Raw genomic sequence first — 1,439 nt, 5'->3', positions numbered from 1 at the left:
GGTGGTAAGATGTCAAGAGTATAGTGCTATCTTTGCACAATGAAACCAGACCAACTGCTCAGAGCAATCCTACCCGAAGTCCTTATAGACAACTTCGACATTGAACGATTTGAAAAAAGCGATACGCGCTTTGACATATGGCTTGCTGAGAAGAAAGAGCAACTTCGCGAAGACAAGTACAATAAAAACATAATCTCTTACGGCTTCGGGGCTTACCGCACCATACAGGATTATCCGATACGAGGACGGGCTACATACCTCCATGTGCGGAAGCGCAAGTGGCTTGACAAAGCTACCGGCGAGATATTCAGCTATGAATGGGATGTATCCGAGTTCGACGGCACAAGGCTTAACGCCGAGTTTGTCGCTTTTTTAAAAGAGGGAGATTGAAAGCACCCCCGTCAGCATATCCAATCTTGCCGCACGCAACGGGCTGAACGGACAGACACTGCGCAGGCAATACAAGGAAATAATCAGCGATTACCGGATATGGGATCAGCTTGAACATGCCGATGAATACATATTGTATCCTGAAAATTTCGGTGAGGACATGAGTCTTGACGAGACCTGTCTGAGCAATGGCGATGTCTACACAATACTGACCGACAAAGCCGCGCATGGCGGCAAAGGGGCTATTGCGGCGATGGTTCGCGGCGTGGCCAGCGACACCGTGTCGGCCATACTGAGAAAAGTCCCGTTGAAACAGCGTCTTAAGGTAAAAACCGTCACTACAGATCTTTCTTCGGCCATGATGCTTACTGTCAGAAACGTGTTTCCCGGCGCATCGCTTGTCAATGACCGGTTCCATGTTCAGCAGCTCATTTCCGAAGCCGTTGACCAGCTGAGGATACGACACCGTTGGGAAGTCCTCGATGCCGAGAACAAGGCAATCAGGGAGCATCGTCAGAAGCGAAAGGACGCAAAATCAAAAGAAGAACGCGATCTAATCGGACAATGGGAACCCCAGAGGATGGAGAACGGCGAGACTATGCCACAGATTATGGCGCGCAGCCGACATATAATACTCAAACACAAATCAAAATGGAACGATCAGCAGAGAATACGCGCCAGGATATTGTTCACGAAGTTTCCCAATCTGGAAATGGCATACGGGCTGTTTCTAAAACTTGTGGATATATTCAACGAGAAAACTTCTGCCGGAGTCGCCAGACTGAATCTCGCCAGGTGGTACAATGAAGTGGAGGCTTTCGGAAATAATGAATTCAACAAAGTTCTGGAGACTTTCGAGAACCACAACACAACAATAATAAACTATTTCGAACGGAGGCTCACTAATGCATCGGCGGAAGCCTTCAATGCCAAAATCAAAGCTTTCAGAACTCAGTTCCGCGGAGTAGGTGACATCAAATTCTTCATGTTCAGACTGGCAACACTTTACTCTTGACATCTTACCACCCACCGGGAAAATCCGCTGATCC

2 protein-coding genes are annotated in these 1,439 nt (G+C 47.9%); both read left to right on the top strand.

All coding sequences use genetic code 11. From position 1 onward, the window contains the following. The first annotated feature begins 39 nt into the window (after positions 1–39). Complete coding sequence (locus tag FW767_RS12905; protein WP_121700383.1) at positions 40–390, top strand: ISAon1 family transposase N-terminal region protein; 351 nt, start codon at positions 40–42, stop codon at positions 388–390. Continuing rightward, on the top strand, positions 386–1,405 hold the full coding sequence (locus FW767_RS12900; RefSeq protein WP_150980730.1) for an ISAon1 family transposase: 1,020 nt from the start codon (positions 386–388) through the stop codon (positions 1,403–1,405). The genes FW767_RS12905 and FW767_RS12900 overlap by 5 nt, the downstream gene beginning before the upstream one ends. The last annotated feature ends 34 nt before the right edge of the window (positions 1,406–1,439 follow it).

Origin of the sequence: Heminiphilus faecis (assembly GCF_008728965.1) — a bacterium.
Taxonomy (GTDB): domain Bacteria; phylum Bacteroidota; class Bacteroidia; order Bacteroidales; family Muribaculaceae; genus Muribaculum; species Muribaculum faecis.
Note: the sequence above shows the minus strand (reverse complement) of the source record. Positions and strands in the feature narration are given on the sequence as shown.

Excerpts from the sequence above, each read along its gene's own strand:
- FW767_RS12905 (WP_121700383.1), top strand. The coding sequence starts at position 40 with ATGAAACCAGACCAACTGCTCAGAGCAATCCTACCCGAAGTCCTTATA.